The 17,455-nt window shown below is 64.0% G+C and carries 16 protein-coding genes and 1 pseudogene; 13 read left to right on the plus strand and 4 right to left on the minus strand.

The genetic code is table 11. The features are described from left to right. The first annotated feature begins 123 nt into the window (after nt 1-123). From M1E17_RS02260 to M1E17_RS02280, 5 genes and pseudogenes are all read left to right on the plus strand, one after another. A complete protein-coding gene (locus M1E17_RS02260) occupies nt 124-1,542 on the plus strand; it encodes a GntP family transporter (RefSeq protein ID WP_457965159.1) in 1,419 nt (472 codons plus the stop codon). Further along, nucleotides 1,542-2,405 (plus strand): class II fructose-bisphosphate aldolase, encoded by an 864-nt coding sequence (locus M1E17_RS02265; protein WP_457965161.1) that lies wholly within the window; start codon nt 1,542-1,544, stop codon nt 2,403-2,405. Before M1E17_RS02260 ends, M1E17_RS02265 begins: the two co-directional genes overlap by 1 nt. Before the next feature lie 98 nt (nt 2,406-2,503). Then, nucleotides 2,504-2,907 (plus strand): annotated as a pseudogene (locus tag M1E17_RS02270) (DUF1304 domain-containing protein). 178 nt (nt 2,908-3,085) lie between these two features. Beyond that, nucleotides 3,086-4,438 carry an acyltransferase family protein gene (locus M1E17_RS02275; protein WP_457967946.1) on the plus strand — a complete coding sequence of 451 codons (1,353 nt, stop codon included), beginning with the start codon at nt 3,086-3,088 and terminating at the stop codon, nt 4,436-4,438. Further along, nucleotides 4,435-4,764 (plus strand): GNAT family N-acetyltransferase, encoded by a 330-nt coding sequence (locus tag M1E17_RS02280; protein ID WP_457965162.1) that lies wholly within the window; start codon nt 4,435-4,437, stop codon nt 4,762-4,764. The genes M1E17_RS02275 and M1E17_RS02280 overlap by 4 nt, the downstream gene beginning before the upstream one ends. Before the next feature lie 105 nt (nt 4,765-4,869). On the opposite strand, the gene M1E17_RS02285 is transcribed toward M1E17_RS02280, so the two are convergent. Then, nucleotides 4,870-5,622 (minus strand): GAF and ANTAR domain-containing protein, encoded by a 753-nt coding sequence (locus tag M1E17_RS02285; protein ID WP_457965164.1) that lies wholly within the window; start codon nt 5,620-5,622, stop codon nt 4,870-4,872. A gap of 177 nt (nt 5,623-5,799) precedes the next feature. On the opposite strand from M1E17_RS02285, the gene M1E17_RS02290 reads away from it, so the two are divergent. Further along, nucleotides 5,800-6,339 carry a hypothetical protein gene (locus M1E17_RS02290; protein ID WP_457965165.1) on the plus strand — a complete coding sequence of 180 codons (540 nt, stop codon included), beginning with the start codon at nt 5,800-5,802 and terminating at the stop codon, nt 6,337-6,339. Nucleotides 6,340-6,425: 86 nt separating this feature from the next. Here the strand turns inward: M1E17_RS02290 and M1E17_RS02295 are convergent, their stop codons facing one another. After that, entirely contained in the window at nt 6,426-6,779 is a 354-nt protein-coding gene (locus M1E17_RS02295; protein WP_457965166.1) for a hypothetical protein, read from the minus strand. A 320-nt stretch (nt 6,780-7,099) separates the two neighbouring features. Between M1E17_RS02295 and M1E17_RS02300 the strand changes: the two genes are divergently transcribed. The 5 genes from M1E17_RS02300 (at nt 7,100) to M1E17_RS02320 (ending at nt 13,422) form a co-directional block, all read left to right on the plus strand. Continuing rightward, nucleotides 7,100-8,722 (plus strand): pyridoxal phosphate-dependent decarboxylase family protein, encoded by a 1,623-nt coding sequence (locus M1E17_RS02300; RefSeq protein WP_457967947.1) that lies wholly within the window; start codon nt 7,100-7,102, stop codon nt 8,720-8,722. Then, nucleotides 8,719-10,077 (plus strand): lysine N(6)-hydroxylase/L-ornithine N(5)-oxygenase family protein, encoded by a 1,359-nt coding sequence (locus M1E17_RS02305; RefSeq protein WP_457965167.1) that lies wholly within the window; start codon nt 8,719-8,721, stop codon nt 10,075-10,077. The genes M1E17_RS02300 and M1E17_RS02305 overlap by 4 nt, the downstream gene beginning before the upstream one ends. After that, nucleotides 10,074-10,652 (plus strand): GNAT family N-acetyltransferase, encoded by a 579-nt coding sequence (locus tag M1E17_RS02310; protein ID WP_457965169.1) that lies wholly within the window; start codon nt 10,074-10,076, stop codon nt 10,650-10,652. The genes M1E17_RS02305 and M1E17_RS02310 overlap by 4 nt, the downstream gene beginning before the upstream one ends. After that, nucleotides 10,649-12,544: an IucA/IucC family protein gene (locus tag M1E17_RS02315; protein WP_457965170.1), complete on the plus strand. Its 1,896-nt coding sequence runs from the start codon at nt 10,649-10,651 to the stop codon at nt 12,542-12,544. Before M1E17_RS02310 ends, M1E17_RS02315 begins: the two co-directional genes overlap by 4 nt. Nucleotides 12,545-12,645: 101 nt before the next feature. Continuing rightward, nucleotides 12,646-13,422, plus strand: a complete 777-nt coding sequence (locus tag M1E17_RS02320; protein WP_457965171.1) for an SDR family NAD(P)-dependent oxidoreductase — start codon at nt 12,646-12,648, stop codon at nt 13,420-13,422. On the opposite strand, the gene M1E17_RS02325 is transcribed toward M1E17_RS02320, so the two are convergent. Together M1E17_RS02325 and M1E17_RS02330 are read right to left on the minus strand one after the other, a co-directional pair. Then, nucleotides 13,355-14,461: an FUSC family protein gene (locus M1E17_RS02325; protein WP_457967949.1), complete on the minus strand. Its 1,107-nt coding sequence runs from the start codon at nt 14,459-14,461 to the stop codon at nt 13,355-13,357. The two genes, M1E17_RS02320 and M1E17_RS02325, sit on opposite strands and share 68 nt — an antisense overlap. 259 nt (nt 14,462-14,720) lie before the next feature. Further along, nucleotides 14,721-16,340 (minus strand): MFS transporter, encoded by a 1,620-nt coding sequence (locus M1E17_RS02330; protein ID WP_457965172.1) that lies wholly within the window; start codon nt 16,338-16,340, stop codon nt 14,721-14,723. A gap of 489 nt (nt 16,341-16,829) precedes the next feature. Between M1E17_RS02330 and M1E17_RS02335 the strand changes: the two genes are divergently transcribed. Together M1E17_RS02335 and M1E17_RS02340 are read left to right on the plus strand one after the other, a co-directional pair. After that, nucleotides 16,830-17,075, plus strand: coding sequence for a hypothetical protein (locus M1E17_RS02335; protein WP_457965173.1), 246 nt, complete (start codon nt 16,830-16,832; stop codon nt 17,073-17,075). A 69-nt stretch (nt 17,076-17,144) separates the two neighbouring features. Then, nucleotides 17,145-17,405, plus strand: coding sequence for a hypothetical protein (locus tag M1E17_RS02340; protein ID WP_457965174.1), 261 nt, complete (start codon nt 17,145-17,147; stop codon nt 17,403-17,405). Nucleotides 17,406-17,455: the final 50 nt, after the last annotated feature.

Here is a 17,455-nt window from a genome sequence, read left to right on the forward strand (position 1 = left end):
CCCTGAAGTCGCCAGATCTGGACAAAAACTCCACCTCCAAGCCCGACGACGGCGGTCCCCCCTCCGCCGTCGTCGCACCACCAGCTCGCTAGTCTTAGCTAGCGATGTCAAAGGAGACACACCATGAGCGCACTAGCTCTTTTGGCCATAGCAGCCGCAGGCGTCGCCCTGCTGCTCGTAGCCGTTATAAAGTTCAAGATCCCAGCCTTCCTCGCACTGCTTGTCGTCAGCGTGTCCGTGGCGCTGGTGGCGGGCATTCCGCTGCCGGACATCATCAAGACAGTCACGGAAGGAATGGGCGGAACCCTTGGATCCGTCGCCATCCTGGTGGGCCTGGGCGCCATGCTGGGAAAGATGATCGAAATTTCCGGCGGCGCCCAGTCGCTCGCCGGAAAGTTCACCCAGCTGCTGGGGCCGCGACGTGTAATAGCAGCCCTCACCGCCGCAGCCTTCCTGCTGGCCATCCCGGTGTTCTTCGACGTCGGATTCATCATCCTGATCCCCATCATCTACGGCTTCTCCAAGGCTGCAGGAGTGAACCCCGTCAAGATCGGCCTTCCCGTAGGTGCCATCATGCTGGCCATTCACGTGGTTGTTCCGCCTCACCCGGGTGTTGTAGGCGGCGCCGGTATCCTCGGCGCCGACATCGGCTGGACTACCATCCTGGGCCTCGCGCTCTGCATCCCTGTCGGCGTCCTGGGCTACTTCGTTGCCCGCAAGCTCAACCGCCGCGAATTCACCATGCTGCCTGCCACTGCCGAGCAGTTCCGCCTCTTTGGTTCCGGAACTTCCCAGGTGGAGCAGGAATCCGGCCAGGGCACCTCCAACATTGCAGTCAAGACCGAGGTCAAGACCGCACCAAGCCCGGCCATGATCATCACGCTGATCGTTCTCCCCATCCTTATGATCATGGTGGGCACCGTTGGCGCAGTTATCCTGCCCAAGGACTCGGTTCCTGCCCAGATCGCCGCCTTCGTGGGAGCTCCGCTGATTGCACTCCTGACGGCCCTTGGCCTGGCGTACTACTTCCTGGGCATCCGCCGCGGCTGGTCCTCCCAGCACACCGGTGAAGTCATGGACTCGGCCCTTGCCCCCACCGCAATCGTCATCCTGGTAACCGGCGCCGGCGGCGTCTTCGGCAAGGTGCTCACCGTATCCGGCATTGGCAAGGCCCTCGCCGAAGGCCTGCAGACAGCCGGCCTTCCCGTCATCTTGATGGCCTTTATCCTTGCTGCGATCCTCCGTGCTTCACAGGGCTCTGCCACAGTGGCCATCATCACCACGTCCGGACTGCTGGCCGCCTCGGTGGCCGACGGCGGCTTCTCACCGTTGCAGACGGCCCTCATCCTGATTGCCATCGGCTTTGGCGCCTTTGGCCTCAGCCATGTGAACGACTCCGGCTTCTGGATCGTGACCCGTTATCTGGGGCTTTCGGTGGCGGACGGCCTCCGGACCTGGACCGTCCTCACAACCCTTCTCGGTCTGGCGGGCTTCGCCCTGACATTCCTGGTCTGGATTCTCGTGGGAGGCCTGGGCATCTAATGCGGACCCGACTTGACCACCTGGTCACCTCCACGCTGCAGCAGGGCTCTGCAGTTCCGGCCTTCACATGCTACGACTTCACCACTGCCATGGCTGTGGTGGGCGCGGCGGAGGAAGCCGGCCAGGGCGTCATCCTGCTGGTGGCACCCAAGACGGCCGCAACCGCCAACGGCCTGCGCCTGATCTCGGCCCTTCGCGGCCTCGCTGACAGCGCCTCGGTGCCGGTGTCCGTGCAGCTTGACCATGCATCGGATCTGGATATGATGATCGACGCCGTCGCCGCGGGGGCGGACTCAGTCCTCGCGGACGGCTCGTCCTTTCCGTACGAGGACAACATCGCCCTGGTCCAGGCGGCGCGGAGGGCGCTGGAAGCGCAAGGCCATGCCGGCGTCGTTCTTGAAGCGGAACTGGGTGGACTGGCCGGTGACGAGGACCGCGCGTTTGGGGCGGACCAGGCCGGCGTCGCCGTGGCTGGCCTGACTGATTCCGCCCAGGTGGATGACTTTGTTGGCCGGACCGGCGCCGACCTGCTGGCAGTAGCCGTAGGCAACGTGCACGGCAAGTACAAGGGGGAGCCGCAGCTGCGCTGGGATGTGCTCCAGGACATCGCCGTACGGACGCACATTCCGCTGGTGCTGCACGGCGCATCCGGCATCCCGGCCGATGAACTGGTCAAAGCTGCGGCCATGAACGTGGGCAAGGTCAATTTCAATACGCAACTGCGCACCGGGGTCCTTTCCACGCTTCAGCAGCACCTTCCCGGACACCGCGCCGATGGCGAAAACCTCCAGGGCCTGCTGGGGCATTGGAACAGCTCGGCGCGGGAGTTCGCCACGGCCGCGCTGGGCATGCTCACGCGCTGAGTCTCACTGGAGTTTTCGTCCACATCGGGCGACTTCGCCGGCTCGTAAGTCGCCCCATCTGGACAAAAACTCAGGGGGAGGGAGGCTAGGATCAAGCAATGATCCTGGCCTCCCTTCTTTTTGCCTTCATCGCAGCTGCCCTCCACGTGTACATCTTCACCATGGAGTCTCTGACCTGGACCACGCCCGCTACCTGGAAGCGATTCGGCCTGGCTTCCCAGGCCGACGCTGAGACCACCAAGTCCCTGGCCTATAACCAGGGTTTCTACAACCTGTTCCTCGCCATCGGAGCGTTATCGGTGTCGGCTGCGTGGCGTTGGCGTCCCAGGGCTCAGCCCAGGCGGTGGTGGGCTGGACGCTGATCTTCAGCTGCTGCGGTTCCATGCTGCTCGCTGCGCTGGTGCTCGCCTTGAGCGGGAAGAAGAACCTCAGGCCTGCCACCATCCAGGGCACCACACCGCTGCTGGCCGTTGTCCTCGGGATCCTTGCGGTATCCCTCTAAACCTGTTTCGGCCGCAGCACACCCCGTTACTGGCCGCCACCGCGCCTCGGGCGGACAATGGAGCTAACAACAGCACCACTGTTTGTAGGGACCGCACGTGAGTGGAGTGAAGGGGCAGGGGCCAGTTTCCGGGCGCGAGCCGGTCAAAGGCGGCGAGCCGGCCACAGAGGGCGGGCCGGTGGCCGAGCGTGACCTGGTCATTGACCTGGTCCGCTTCTTCTGCCTGGCCCTGGTGGTGGTGGCACACTGCATGATGGTGAGCCCGGTCCTGCACCCGGACGGCACTGTGACCACGGAAAACACCCTCACCGAGCAGAACTGGTTTCAGCCGGTCACCTGGATCTTTATGGTGATGCCGCTGTTCTTCGTCACGGGCGGGACCACAGGCCTCCAGTCCTGGCGGAGGCTGAAATTCCGCGGAGGCACGGGCTTTGACTTTGCCCAGGCGCGGCTCCTGCGGCTGGTCCGCCCGGCGGCGGCACTCCTGGCAGCCATGTTCCTGGGACTGTGGGCCGCATTGCTCCTTGGTGTGGACCCGCAAGTGGTTCAACTCATGGCCACGGGCGCCGGAATGCCGCTCTGGTTCCTGGCCGCCTACCTTGCCGCGCAGCTGAACATTCCGCTGCTGGCCGGGTTCCATGCCCGCGCCCCCTGGCTAACCCTTGGTGTCCTTGCCGCCCTGGTGGTGGCCGTGGACTGCCTCCGTGGAGCCCTTCCGTTGCTCGCCTATGCGAACCTCGTTTTCCTCTGGTGCACGGTGCAGCAGCTGGGCTTCCTCATGGCTGACGGCGTTTTCGCCAGGATATCCCGCTCCGGGCTGGTGGGCCTGATCCTGGCAGCCAACCTCCTGCTCGGACTGCTGGCCGGGCTGGGCCTGTACTCCGGGGACATGCTGGTCAACCTGAACCCGCCCAACCTGTGCCTGCTGCTGCTGGGCGTATCCCAGGCGGCTGCGCTGGAGCTGTTCAGGCCGGGGCTCGATTGGCTTTCCCGGCTGGGGTGGCTGCGAACTGTCGTGGCTGTGGCGGGGCGGCGTTCCATGACCGTTTACCTGTGGCACCTGCCCCTGCTCGTGGCCATGTCCGGAATACTGCTCCTGACAGACTTTCCCAAACCTGCGGCCGGCACTGCGGCATGGTGGTGGGCGCGGCCCTTGGTGCTGCTGGGCGTGGTGGGCCTCCTGCTTCCGGTGCTGGCCGTTTTCGGCCGCCTTGAGGAACGTCCGACGGCGTCTGTCCACAGCCGCAGACGGCCCCCGGCCGCAGTGGTGACTGCCGCCGTCGTGGTCTTCATCCCCGTGGCGGACGCCGCCTTCAATGGCCTGACGCTTGGCCTGCTGGGAGGCGGGGCGGCGTGCTTTATTTTGGCCGCACTACTCCTGGGGCGGGTTCCGGAACGCGTGCCTGGCGGGAGTGCAGCGGCGCCAGCTAAGCAGGACGGTCAGCGCGGTACAGGAGCCGGGGGAGGTACGGCAGCCTCAAACGGTGGGGCATTGCCAGCGGGGCCAAGTAGTGCCAATGTCGAACCATGACTGAGAACATGATTTCCACGGAGGACGAATTCCGTCCTGACGTCTCTATGGCCAGGAACGATGCGCAGCACTGTTACCAGCTGCAGGCGGGCGGGAAGATCGCCGTTCAGTCCTTCTTCCTGGACAAGCCCGGACACGTGGATTTCACCCACGTGGAAACCGCCGAAGGTTTCCAGGGACAGGGGTTGGACAAAGTGCTGGTCCATTTTGCGCTGGACGATGTGGTCGCAGCAGGAAAGCGGATCATTCCCCGCGACCCCTTTATTGCCGAGTACCTGCGCCGCCATGAAGGCTACGAACAGCATGTGGACTGGCCTGAGGGGTAGTCCGGAGGTGTGACCCGTCAGGCTGTGGACAGCAGCCTGTGACAGCAGGCTGGCCGCTGTCTGGCCGCATACGCAGCAGTTAAGGCGTGCCAGTAACCAAGCGTGTCAGTCAAAGTGCGTGACGGGCCCTCGGGTGGAAATTGCCGCAACCAGGTTCTCGGCAACGGTCCGCAGCTTTTGGTTCCTGCCGCTGGACGTCTTGACCAGGATGGCCATTGCTTCCTCCTGCGAGCAGTGGTTTTGCCCCATAATGATTCCGGCGGCCAGGTCAATGGCGGTCCGCGATTCCATCGCCGCCTTAAGATCTGCCGCCAACTGCTGGCCGGTAGCCACCCGGACAGCGAGGCGCAGCGCGCTTTGCGCCTGCGAGGCGAACAGTTCTGCACTTTCCAAAGCAGAAGAATTGAACGCGTTCACTGCGGGGGCAAAGATGTTGAGGGCGGCGCGGGCATCCTCATCCAAGATAAGGGGAACGGCAAGAACGCTCAGCTGGCCAAGCTCCGCAATGGCCTGGCTGTATTCCGGCCAGCGAGAGTCGTTGCGGGTATCGGGGACCAGCACAGTGGTTCCGGTATTCATCGCATGAAGGCAGGGCCCTGCGCCGTAGTTCTGCTGGATCTCGTCCATAACACGGGCCTGCTGGTCGCTCCAGGCGGCAGTGGTGGTCCGGCGGCGCCGGCTCAGGGTGACAGCGCACACCACCGGAAGCTCCAGGGAACTTGAGACGGCACGGGCCGCATAGTCGCACAGTTCATGGAGGAACTCGTTGACGTCACGGCTGTCGATGACCAGGTTCTGAAGCTGCGCCGTGACAGCGGCCTCGGAACGAACTGAGGTGTCAATCGATGAGTTGTCCATAACCCATTCTAGAGCCGTCACCGGACAAAAGTTCGGGCTCACTCAAGGTATCCGGGGCGCCAGGTCAAAGGGGCGCGCCGTAATCTTTGCAGCCAAACTTGTGACCTGCGCTACATCTTCGTAAAGTCGTTGGTGGGCCATGCAGCCGGCCCGCTAGATTCTTCCGTGGAGATTCCCGTGAGCCACAAACTTTCCCACCACAAGCTGCGCGTAGTTGTCCACGTTGACCTTGATCCGGGACACATCACGGTAGAGGTTGGCGGATGCCTGACACACTCGAACTTTCCGGCCTTGCTGCACCTTCTGCTCCGGGCCCAGCGCCTGTCTTTCAGCCCTAACATCGCGCTGAACCTGCGGCGTGCCATTCACTTGGATGCGGGCGTCCTTGCCCATCTTCGTCACATCGCGTCTCCGGGCTCCCATGGTGCCGGCCAGCATGCGGCAATCCACCACGAAATGGGGATGGCGGCAGCGGCGGCGCTGGAGGAAGCTGACGATTTCCATCTGACCATCATGGAACCCGTGTACCTGCCGGTATGCCCGATCCATTCGGCAAAGGAGTTGGCGGAAGCGCGCCTGGATGTGGCCCAGGCAGCCCTAGTGGAGCACCCGAACCAGCCCACAGACCCGGCCCATCCCGTGCGGCCAAGCCGGTCCGCCAGCGCCAAGCGCATCCAGCGGGAACGGTCACTTAAGGCCCACAAGGTTCACTTTTAGAGCGGGCCGACGGCGCTGCGTATGATGCGCGGTTTCTGGTTGCAGTGCTCCAGCCGGGGCATGTGGGCGGGTATTGATGGGCAGGCTTACCGACTCCGACGCTGCCATTGGACCGCATGCCAGAACAGCAGGCAGATGACGGTCAGCGTTCCGGCCAGGGGCGCAAAACTCATCAGGAAGAAGGCCAGTTGGGGCCCTGTGGTATCGGAGACGGGACCCACGTTTGAAAAGGCGTTGGCATAGGCCCAGACCGACCCGGCGTTCAGTCCTAAGGCCAGGATCCAGAGAATGACGATGAACGGATTGACGCGGAAGTTGCCCGCCTGACTGCCTGGTGCTGACGCCCCGGCCCCGGTGCCGCCGGCAGTTTCCGGGTCGACGGGCCGCCCGTCCTTGTCCACTTCACGGAATCGGATGCTGTTGGCCTCTGTCTGCTCCACGCTTCCCCCTGTTGATTCGTGTGGCACCGCTGCTGGTAAGACCCTACCCCCTGGCCGGGCCGCTGCGTGCTTTCTCCCGAGCCTGCCCCGCGGCTGCCGACGATAGCTGCCTCACAACCGGCGTATTTTGCCCGTCTTTGCCGTTCTGTGCCAGTCAACGACGCACGTTTGCCCCTAAAACACCCGTCATTCCGGGGCCGAAGATAAATACATCACAAAAGTTTGACGAAAAGGCTGTCCTAAGTAAGGCTTACCTTGCTCCTCTCCCCACCGTCGACTTAAGGATGACTCCCGTGCCGCTGCTGCCCCGTGTTGAAGAGATGTATGTGGATGAAGGCCGTGCCGGCGGAGCCGCGCCGGGGCAGGACTTTGCGTCGCGGGTGGAACTCGCCCTGGCCGCCACCAACCATCTGTTCAACGCCCGCAACTCGCCGCGTTACGTGGCGCAGGTGCTGCAGGGTGTCAACGCGGTGGCCACCAAACTGGACAGGACCACGCAGCCGTTCACCGGCGTCGGGCCCTCGGAAATGAAGGCGCGCATCGGCGCGGTGGATCTTGACCGGCCGTTGCCTGATACCGCTGCCGCCCTGGAGGAGCTCGAGTCCGTCTACCTGCGCGACGCCATCTACTTCCACGATGCCAAGTACGCAGCCCACCTGAACTGCCCCGTGGTGATCCCGGCGCTGGTGGGGGAGGCCATCCTCTCGGCAGTGAACTCCTCGATGGATACCTGGGACCAGAGCGCCGGTGCCACCATGATCGAGCGCCGGCTCATCGACTGGACCGCCGAGCGGCTGCAGCTGGGGACTGCAGCCGACGGCGTGTTCACCTCCGGCGGCAGCCAGTCCAACCTGCAGGCCCTGCTGATCGCCCGCAACCACGCCGTGGCGGGGCTGCGCCAGGAACCCGCCAACACGGGCCTGCGGCTGCCCGCACTGCTGGACAGGCTGCGCATCTTCACTTCGGAAGACAGCCACTTCAGCATCCAGAAATCAGCCTCCATGCTGGGGATGGGGTTCGACGCCGTGATCTCCGTCCGCTGTGCACCTGACCATCGGATGGACCCCGCCGCCCTCGCTGAGGCCATGGCCGAAGCGCACGACGCCGGGCTGGTGCCGATGGCGGTGGTGGCCACCGCCGGGACCACTGACTTTGGGGCCGTGGACCCGCTGCCTGAGCTTTCGGCCCTGGCCCGCGCCTACGGCGCGTGGCTTCACATCGATGCTGCGTACGGCGGTGGGCTGATGGTGTCGGGCCGCTACCGGCACCTGCTGGACGGAACCCGGCTGGCCGATTCCGTCACCGTGGACTTCCATAAGACCTTCTTCCAGCCGGTCAGCTCCAGCGCCCTGCTGGTCCGCGACCGCGCCATGCTGCGTCACATCACCTATTACGCGGACTACCTGAACCCCGAGAGTGCCGCCCTCGCAGAGATTCCCAACCAGGTGGACAAGAGCATCCAGACCACCCGGCGCTTCGACGCGCTCAAACTCTGGCTCACCCTGCGCATCATGGGTGCAGACGCCATCGGTGCGCTCTTTGATGAGGCGATAGACCTGGCCGCCCGCGTAGGGTCACTTCTCGCCGCCGACGACGACTTCGAGCTGGCCGCAGAGCCCCAGCTGAGCACCCTGGTGTTCCGGTACCGGCCACGGATTGATACCGCAAACGGCAGCCAGCTGATCTCGGAGCATGCCTCGGATGTCCTTAATCCGGCCATCCGCGCGGCGGTTTTCGCCTCCGGAAAGGCCGTTGTGGCCGGCACCAAAGTGGCAGGACGGCACTACCTGAAGTTCACGCTGCTCAATGCTGAAGCAACCCTGGAGGATATTAGCCAGATCATCAGCCTCCTGCGCAGCACGGGCACCGGGCTCCTGCAGGACGGGCTCCTGCAGGACGGACTCCTTCAGGACGGGCTGCTCCAGGACGAGGTGTCCGCATGAGCCGCATTTACGACTTCGCCGGCATCGGTGTTGGCCCCTTCAACCTTGGCCTGGCCGCGCTCAGCGAACCTGTGGAGGGCCTGGACGGTGTGTTCCTGGAGCGCCGCGAGTCCTTCGACTGGCACCCGGGCATGATGCTGGAGCCGGCCCACCTGCAGGTCCCGTTTATGGCGGACCTGGTGACGCTCGCCGATCCCACATCGCCCTACTCTTTCCTGAACTTCCTCAAGCAGACCGGGCGGCTCTACCGGTTCTACATCCGCGAGAACTTCTACCCGCTGCGCGCTGAATATAACCAGTACTGCCAGTGGGTAGCCGGTCAGCTGCCGTCCATACGTTTTAACACAGCCGTGCTTGATGTGACCTACAGCGATGGCGTGTACCGCCTGGCGGTGGAGGGACCGGACGGGGCAGAGGTGCTGTTGGCCCGCCGCCTGGTGCTGGGCACCGGTACGGCCCCGTATGTGCCGGCGGCTTGCGACGCAATAGTGGAAGCGGCTGCCGGCGGCGGTGGAGGACTGGTCCTCCACAACGCCGACTACCTGTCGAGGAAGAGCGAACTGGAGGCCAAGCGCAGCATCACCATTGTGGGCAGCGGCCAGAGCGCGGCGGAGATCTACTACGAGCTTCTTCAGGAGATCGATGTCCACGGCTACCAGCTGAACTGGGTCACCCGTTCGGGCAGGTTCTTCCCGCTGGAGTACACCAAGCTGACGCTGGAAATGACGTCCCCCGAGTACGTGGACTATTTCCACCGGCTGCCCCAGGACCAGCGCGATGGCCTGATCAAGAGCCAAAAGAACCTCTACAAGGGGATCAACTCTGAGCTCATCGACGCGATCTACGACCTCCTGTACACCAAGAGCCTTTCCGGCATGGTGGACACCCGCCTGCTGACGCACTCCTCCCTGACCAGCGCCGCCTGGGACCCCGCCGCACGCTCCCACAGCCTGGAGCTGCACCACGAGGAACAGGGCGCGTCCTACGCCCTGGAGAGCGAGGCTGTAGTCCTGGCAACCGGGTACACCTACCGCGAGCCCGGTTTCCTTGCCGGTGTGCAGGACAGAATCGCACGGGACTCCGCCGGCCGGTTCGCCGTGAGCCGCAACTACAGCACCGGCGTCGAACCCGGGGAGATCTTTGTGCAGAACGCTGAGCTGCATACCCACGGCTTTGTCACCCCGGACCTGGGCATGGGCGCCTACCGCAACTCCTGCATCCTCCGCGAAATAACGGGCCGTGAGGTCTACCCGGTGGAGCGCAGCATCGCCTTCCAGGAGTTCGGCGTGCCGGCTACAGGTCCGGTTGAGGGTGTCCGACGTCCGGCTGCCGACGATGCTGTGGTGCCGGCATGAGGTTTACGTTCCGCTGCCTGGATCCCCACGCCGATGCACCACTCCTGCACAGCTGGGTGACCCAGCCCTACGCGTCGTTCTGGGGCATGTTGTCCTCCACAGTTGACGGGGTTGTGGAGGAATACTCCAAGATCCAGGCCAGTGGGCACCACCACGCCCTCTTGGGGCTCGACGGCGGTGTCCCCGCCTTCCTGATGGAGGAGTACCTGCCGTCTGCCTCGCCACTGGCCGCGGTCTACGCCGCCCAGCCCGGTGATATGGGCATGCACCTGCTGGTGGCGCCGCCGTCGGGAGGGCCTCAGCCCGGGTACACCGCGGCGGTGATGGACGCCGTCCTGGACCGGCTGTTCAACAAGCCGAGTGTGGAACGCGTGGTGGTGGAGCCCGACGCCAGGAACACCAAGATCCATGCCCTCAATGAACGGCTGGGATTTCAGCCGGCCGGGGTGGTGGACCTGCCGGACAAGCAGGCACTGCTGAGCTTCTGCTCCCATGCCGATTACCTCACCGCACGGGCTGCCCTCCAGCCGTCCGCAGACTCTTCAAACCCGATCCACCAGGGAGCATCACTGTGACCATCATTGCCATCGATCCAGACTTGCTCGCGGGACCCAGGGCCAACACCGCCGTCCCGCATCTCACGCCGGAGCGGTGGGCCAGAGCCAACCGCCACCTGGTGCGCAAGGCGTTGGCGGAATTCCTGCACGAAAGGATCCTCACCGCCGAACGGACGGGCAGCAACGGCCCAGACTCGCCCGAGGGGGCGGAGTCGCTCGAGGGGGTGGCGTCCTACCTGGTCAGCAGCGACGATGCTGCCAGCCAGTACTCTTTCAAAGCTCGGCTGCTTGCCCTGGACCACTGGTCCATCGACGCCGAGTCCATCCGCTGTACCCGGGACGGAAGGGAAGCAGCCCCGGATGCCCTGACCTTCATCACCGAATTCCGGAACACCCTGGGGATCCGGGAGGAGATGCTTCCGGTCTACCTCGAGGAAATCAGCAGCACGCTCGCCAGCCACGCCTACAAGCAGTGGATGGGCCAGCCGCTTGCCGGTGAGCTTGCCGCCGGAGTGACAGGGGGCAGCGATCCCGCCACAGACTTCCAGGTGATTGAGCGCAGCATGACCGAGGGTCATCCCTGCTTCGTGGCCAACAACGGCCGGCTCGGGTTCGGCATCAGCGACTACCGGGCATTTGCGCCCGAGACGGGAGCTCCCGTCCAGCTGGAGTGGATCGCCGTGCGCCGCAGCCAGGCGGTGTTTACCTCCAGCGCAGGGCTTGACTACCGGGCCCACCTGGAGGCGGAATTGGGCGGACCGCTCGTGGCCGCCTTCGACGCCAGGCTCAACGCCCAGGGCCTGGAATCCGCCCATTATTTCCTCATGCCGGTGCACCCGTGGCAGTGGGAGAACAAACTCACTGTCACCTTCGCCGCGGAGATCGCCCGCCAGTTCATAGTCCACCTGGGGTCAGGGACTGACAGCTACCAGGCGCAGCAGTCCATCCGCACGTTCTTCAATACGAGCGACCCCGCCAAGAGCTACGTCAAGACGGCGATGTCCGTGCTCAACATGGGCTTTATGCGTGGCCTTTCGCCGCAGTACATGAAGGCCACCCCGGCCATCAATGACTGGCTGCGGGACCTGATCGGCTCAGACGAGGCACTCCAGCGCCGTGGCCTGGAAATGATCAGCGAAATTGCCGCCATCGGGTACCACAACAGCTACTACGAGGCCGCTTCCGCCAAAGGATCACCGTACCGGAAGATGCTCTCCGCCCTGTGGAGGGAGAGTCCGTTGCCACTGCTCAAGGACGGCCAGCAACTGGCAACCATGGCCTCGCTCCTGCACGTTGATCGGGACGGCAAACCCCTGGTCTCAGCCCTGATGGAACGGTCCGGGCTGGCCCCTGTCGAGTGGCTGCGCCGGTACTTCGAGGTATACCTTGTCCCGCTGGTGCATTGCCTGTTCCGCTATGAGCTCGCTTTTATGCCGCACGGCGAAAACGTGATCCTGGTGCTGGAGAACGGTGTTCCCGTGCGTGCGGTCATGAAGGACATTGCCGAGGAGATTGTGGTGATGGGGGACAGGCTGGACCTTCCCGAGGAAGTGGCCCGGATCCGGGCGGACATTCCCGACGGCGAAAAGGTGCTCGCCATCTTCACGGATGTCTTCGACTGCATCTTCCGATTCCTGGCCGCCCTGCTGGTAGAGGACGGCAAACTCAGCCAGGACCAGTTCTGGGCCACCGCCGCCCAGGCCATCCGGGACTACCAGGCAGAGAACCCGGAGTTGGCCAGCCAGTTCGCACGCCATGACCTCTTCGCCCCGGACTTTGAATTGTCGTGCCTGAACCGCCTGCAGCTGCGGAACAACCAGCAGATGCTGGACCTCGCGGACCCGTCCGGCGGGCTGCAGATGGCCGGCCGGCTGGTGAATCCACTCGCCACGTACGCGCCCCAGTCCTGATACCACACGCGCTTCATCTCTAGCTGACGAGGCGCGAACGAACACTTGAGGCCCCCGCAGGGAGGGGCTCAAGTGTTCGTTCGCGCGGCTAGGCTGGGGCCATGACGACGCCACAGAGCACCGGAACCACCGCCCTGATCACCGGAGCCACAGCGGGGCTTGGCGCCGAGTTCGCACGTCAGCTCGGGGAGCAGGGCCACCACCTGGTGCTCGTGGCGCGGGACAGTAGGCGGCTGGCGGCCAAGGCGCACGAACTGGAAAACAACTACAGCATCGACGTTGAGGTGATTGCCGCAGACTTGACCGACGACGACGGCGTGGCTGCCGTCGTCGAACGCCTTTCCGATGACGCGCGGCCGGTGGAGGTCCTGGTGAACAACGCGGGGTTCGGGCTGCTGCGGTCCTTTGAAGAAAATGACATCGAGGATGAAAAGGCGCATCTGAAACTCCTCGTGGAAACCCCCATGGTGCTGAGCCACGCTGCGCTAAAGGGAATGCTGCGGCGCCGTTCCGGGAAGATCATTAACGTGGCCAGCGTGGCGGCCTTCCTGCCGCGGGGAACCTACTCGGCAGCGAAGGGGTGGCTGGTAGCCTTCAGCCGCTGGGCCAACCTGCAGTATTCCCTTCAGGGCGTCACGGTCACGGCAGTGTGCCCCGGGCTGACGCACACTGAGTTCCATGACCGGATGGAGATGGACAAGTCAGTGGCACCGCAGTGGATGTGGCTCAACCCAGAGCGTGTGGTCCGGGAGGGGCTGGCCGCCAGCCAGCACGGCAAGGCAGTCTGGGTCCCCTCCAAGAGGTACAGGGTCATGATGGCGGCGGCGCAGGTGCTCCCCGCCCGTCTGACAACAGGCCCGCCGCGAAGGGCGAGGTAGGGGCCCGCCGCACCGCAAGCACTACAAGGATCCCCACCAGGGCGCCCACCAAGGTCTCCACGCCGCGCTCAAGAATCAGTACCGCGGGATCGATGGGCGCTGCGAGTTGCGTCATCAGCAGGATCACCGGAGTGAAGGACACCATGGCCAGTCCGTAGTGCCTGGCCATGAACAGCTCCGTGGTGAACTGGAAGACGATGACCAGGACGGCCAGCACCGCCACGTGATGGACGGCCAGGATTTCAGCCGGCAGCCAGGGATGGGGAAGAAGTACGACGGCGGTGACCACCAATCCTAAGAACGTCCCCACGATCCTGTGGATCCCCCGGCGGACACTGCTGGGAAGGTCCGCACCTGCCAGCGGCACTGCCGCGGCCGCCATGGCCCAGTGGGGATGGCCACTTCCGCTGAGGACACCCAGCGTGCCGGCAGCACCAACAGCCAGGACATACCTCGCTGCATGGACCACGGCAGGTCTGGCACCCACCGCCCGGAGCGACGCGATGTTCCCGGCCGCACCCGGCTGCCAGGCCCGCGAACGGACCCACCCTCCGAACCCGACGGCCAGGGAGAAAACGGCAGACGCGGCGGCGATCAGCAGGGCAACATACCAGGGGACGGCCAGAGGGACGGAAGCACAGGCGCCTAAAGCCAGGATTCCGAAGAACGGGCCGTTGGGCTTGAGTCTTACCTTGTCTGCGAACACTGACCCTGCGCCGGCCAGCACTGCTTCGATCCCCACCAGCCACCACGAATGGAGTTGGTTGACGGAAAGGACCACCCCCACAGCCACGCCTGTCAGCAGCACGAGCGCCGCCTGTGCCTGGTGCTTTAGCCGCAGCTGGTGCGGTTCGGACCGTCCGTACATCCCGGTCAGGGCTCCAAAGACTGCGTAAATGATGAGATCCGGACGGCCCAGCAAAAGGAGTGTGAGTGAGGGAATGGCAACGCTGATGGCAACCCTGAATGCGGCGAGGCCGTCGTTGTCCGCCGGTTCCAACCGGTGGAGCGCGCGCACCTGCTGCCAAACGGGCTTCATGTCGCCGATGCCACCCATCTTTGGTTGGATCATGCAGATCGCTTTTGCGGTACCCGGTTGCGGGCCTGGATGCCGCCCCTGGGGGCCTTTCGGAAGATATCATCCGGCCCCGGCGGAAGTCCGCCGGGGCCGACCCGGGACGTAACTTGTTACATCCCAGAGGCACAGCCGAGGCCCGCCTTGCCTGATTCCCCCAAGGAAATCAGGCTAGACGGGCCTCAGGAGCGCGGGCTACAAGACGTACCCGGACAGGCTGTGGCTACACGGAAGCGGGGACTTTATCCTCTTCGGCGTCGGCAGGTGCCGCGTTGGCGGTGATGACGTCCTGGGTTTCGAACGGCATGTCATCGAGGTCGATCAGCGGATTCTCATCCTGGGTGGCCACCAGTTCGCGTGCCTCTTCCTGGGTTGCCACGCTCGGCATGGAGCCGGGCAGCGGACGCTTGGCCGATTCCTTGAGGAAGTAAATGGTCACGGCACCAATGAGGGAGGTGGCCATCAGGTAGTAGGCGGGCATCATGTCGTCGCCGGTGGCCGTGATCAGCGCGGCAACAACGAACGGGGTGGTTCCTCCGAAGATGGCCACGGCGAAGTTGTAGGCGATACCCATGGCACCGTACCGGCTGGCGGTCGGGAACTGCGCCGGCAAAGCTGAGGCGAGGTTCGCAACGTAGAAGGCCACCGGAAAAGCGATCAGCGAAAGTCCTGCCAGGGTGGACCAGACTTCACCGACGCCGATCAGCATGAACGCAGGCGTTGCGAGCACCACGGTGCTGACGGCGCCGATCCACAACACGGGACGGCGGCCGATGCGGTCTGAGAGCTTCCCGGTCAGGGGAATGCAGAGGCTCATGATGACCAGCACGGGAATGGTCAGCAGGGTTCCGTGGACGGGGTCGTAACCCTTGGACTCGGTGAGGTACGTCGGCATGTACGACGTCAGGGCGTAGCCGGCGGTGTTCGCCGCGGCCACAAGGATCATCGCCACAATGAGTGAGCGCCAGTAGGCCTTCACAATGCCTACCGGCCCCTTGGAGGCATCAACGTCAGCCGAATCGGCGTCCTGCGCGATTGATTCCTGCGCGTCCAGGGTGGCCTGGAACTGAGGGGATTCCTCGATCTTGTTCCTGAAGTAAATGGCGATCAGGCCCAACGGACCTGCAATCAGGAACGGAATGCGCCAGCCCCATTCCTCCATGGCGGCCTGGCCAAGGGTCAGCTGCAGGACAGATACCAGCGCCGCACCCAAGGCAAAACCAAGGTAGCTGCCCATATCCAGGAAGCTCGCAAAGTATCCCCGGCGCTTGTCCGGGGCGTATTCGCTGACGAACGTGGTGGCACCAGCATATTCACCGCCGGTGGAGAAGCCCTGGACAAGTTTCAGGACCACCAGGAGAACAGCGGCCCAGATGCCGATCTGCGCGTATCCGGGCAGCAGCCCGACGGCGAACGTGCTCGCAGCCATGATCATCAGGGTTGCGGCGAGTACCTTCTGCCGCCCGATCTTGTCGCCGAGCCAGCCGAACACCACGCCGCCCAGTGGGCGGGCAATGAAGGTGGCCGCGAATGTTCCCAAAAGGAACAGCGTCCGGACTGCCGGGTCCGCCTCGGGAAGGAACACAGGCCCCATGGTGGTGATCAGGTAGCCGAACACGCCGACGTCGAACCATTCCATGGTGTTTCCCACGATGGTTCCGCCGAGGGCCTTTTTCAGCATGGGCTGATTCACCACGTTGACGTCCGACTCTTTGAGCCGTCGCCGCGCGAGGAGCTTCGGTTTCCTTCCGCTCGCTGAGGTGACTGGTGCTGCCAGTGTGTCGGTTCCGCCGGCGTTTTCTACGCCTGCTGAAGAGTCGGTCGTGCTTCGGTCCGTGGGCATTTGGGCGGCTCCTATGGAGGTCATTTGCTTGCGACTTGTAGCTGCCCCGCTCCGGGCAGGCCTTCAATTTTACGCGAATCCCATGGCAACTTAGAGTTTCATGCCGTAAACTCGCCCATTTGAGGGCGTTTTTAAGCCTGCATCCCCGATTTGTTTTGGCCGCTCTGGCCCCGCCAATGCTGGCATCTACGCGTTCTGCGTCCTGGTTACCGAATTTTTATCGTTTCCCGCTGCTGCTGAGGGTTATTCGCGCACTAAGTCCCGGCGAAAGTGACGGCGGCCACTGGCCGGCAGCCGTATTCGGGGGACCATCCGGCGCCCGACCCAGGGGGTTCACAAGTTCGCCGCTTGCTGCCTATTGTTGTGCCATGGGAACACTGATTTTTGAGTAGGCGGACGTTTGCGGCCCGCTTCAGCCGGCCCCCGTCCCTCCTTAACTCGGCAGACACGTCCGGACAAGCTGATCCTCCTCAGAAAGGTTCCATCATCATGACCAAAGACCACCGCCAGCCCGCCACCGGGGACGCAGACGCGCCGTCGGACTCTGAAAAGCCGGCAAACCCTGAAAAAGCTGAGTCGGGCGGCGTCCGGTCCCGGCTGACGGAAGCCCAAAAAGCCATGCTCGACAGCAAATCCCGTGGCGGAGGCGCTGGCCTCCAGAGCGTGGGCAAGAGTCACAAGCCCACCCACGTGAGCGGCAAACAAGGCCCGGCAGAAAAGAAAGTCCGCTGGTAATTCCGTCCTGACCTGCTTCACCAACCAACTGTTGAGCAACACTTCATTTCATTGGGGAAAGGAAGAAAAATGGCTGAAATGCACCCAGCAGGAAAGATCGAACCGGAGGTTTTGAGTCACCTCGCAGCAGCAATGGACACGCCGGCCATACCAGGACCGGCCACCGTTCCGGTAAACCCAGCAATGACCGGGGAGCAGCATTGGCCGGACGGGAACGGCAGTAAACGCCACCCCAAAGAACGGGGCGCCGGCCATGGAAGGATGGGCCACGAGGCCGCAGTGACTGCGGTGCACCGGACCAGCCGGCCGCAAATGCCGCACTCGTCGTGATGACGCGCATCTGACCTGACGACACGCATCAGGCCTGGCGACACCCGTAT

It is taken from the genome of Arthrobacter sp. D1-29, from assembly GCF_054130585.1.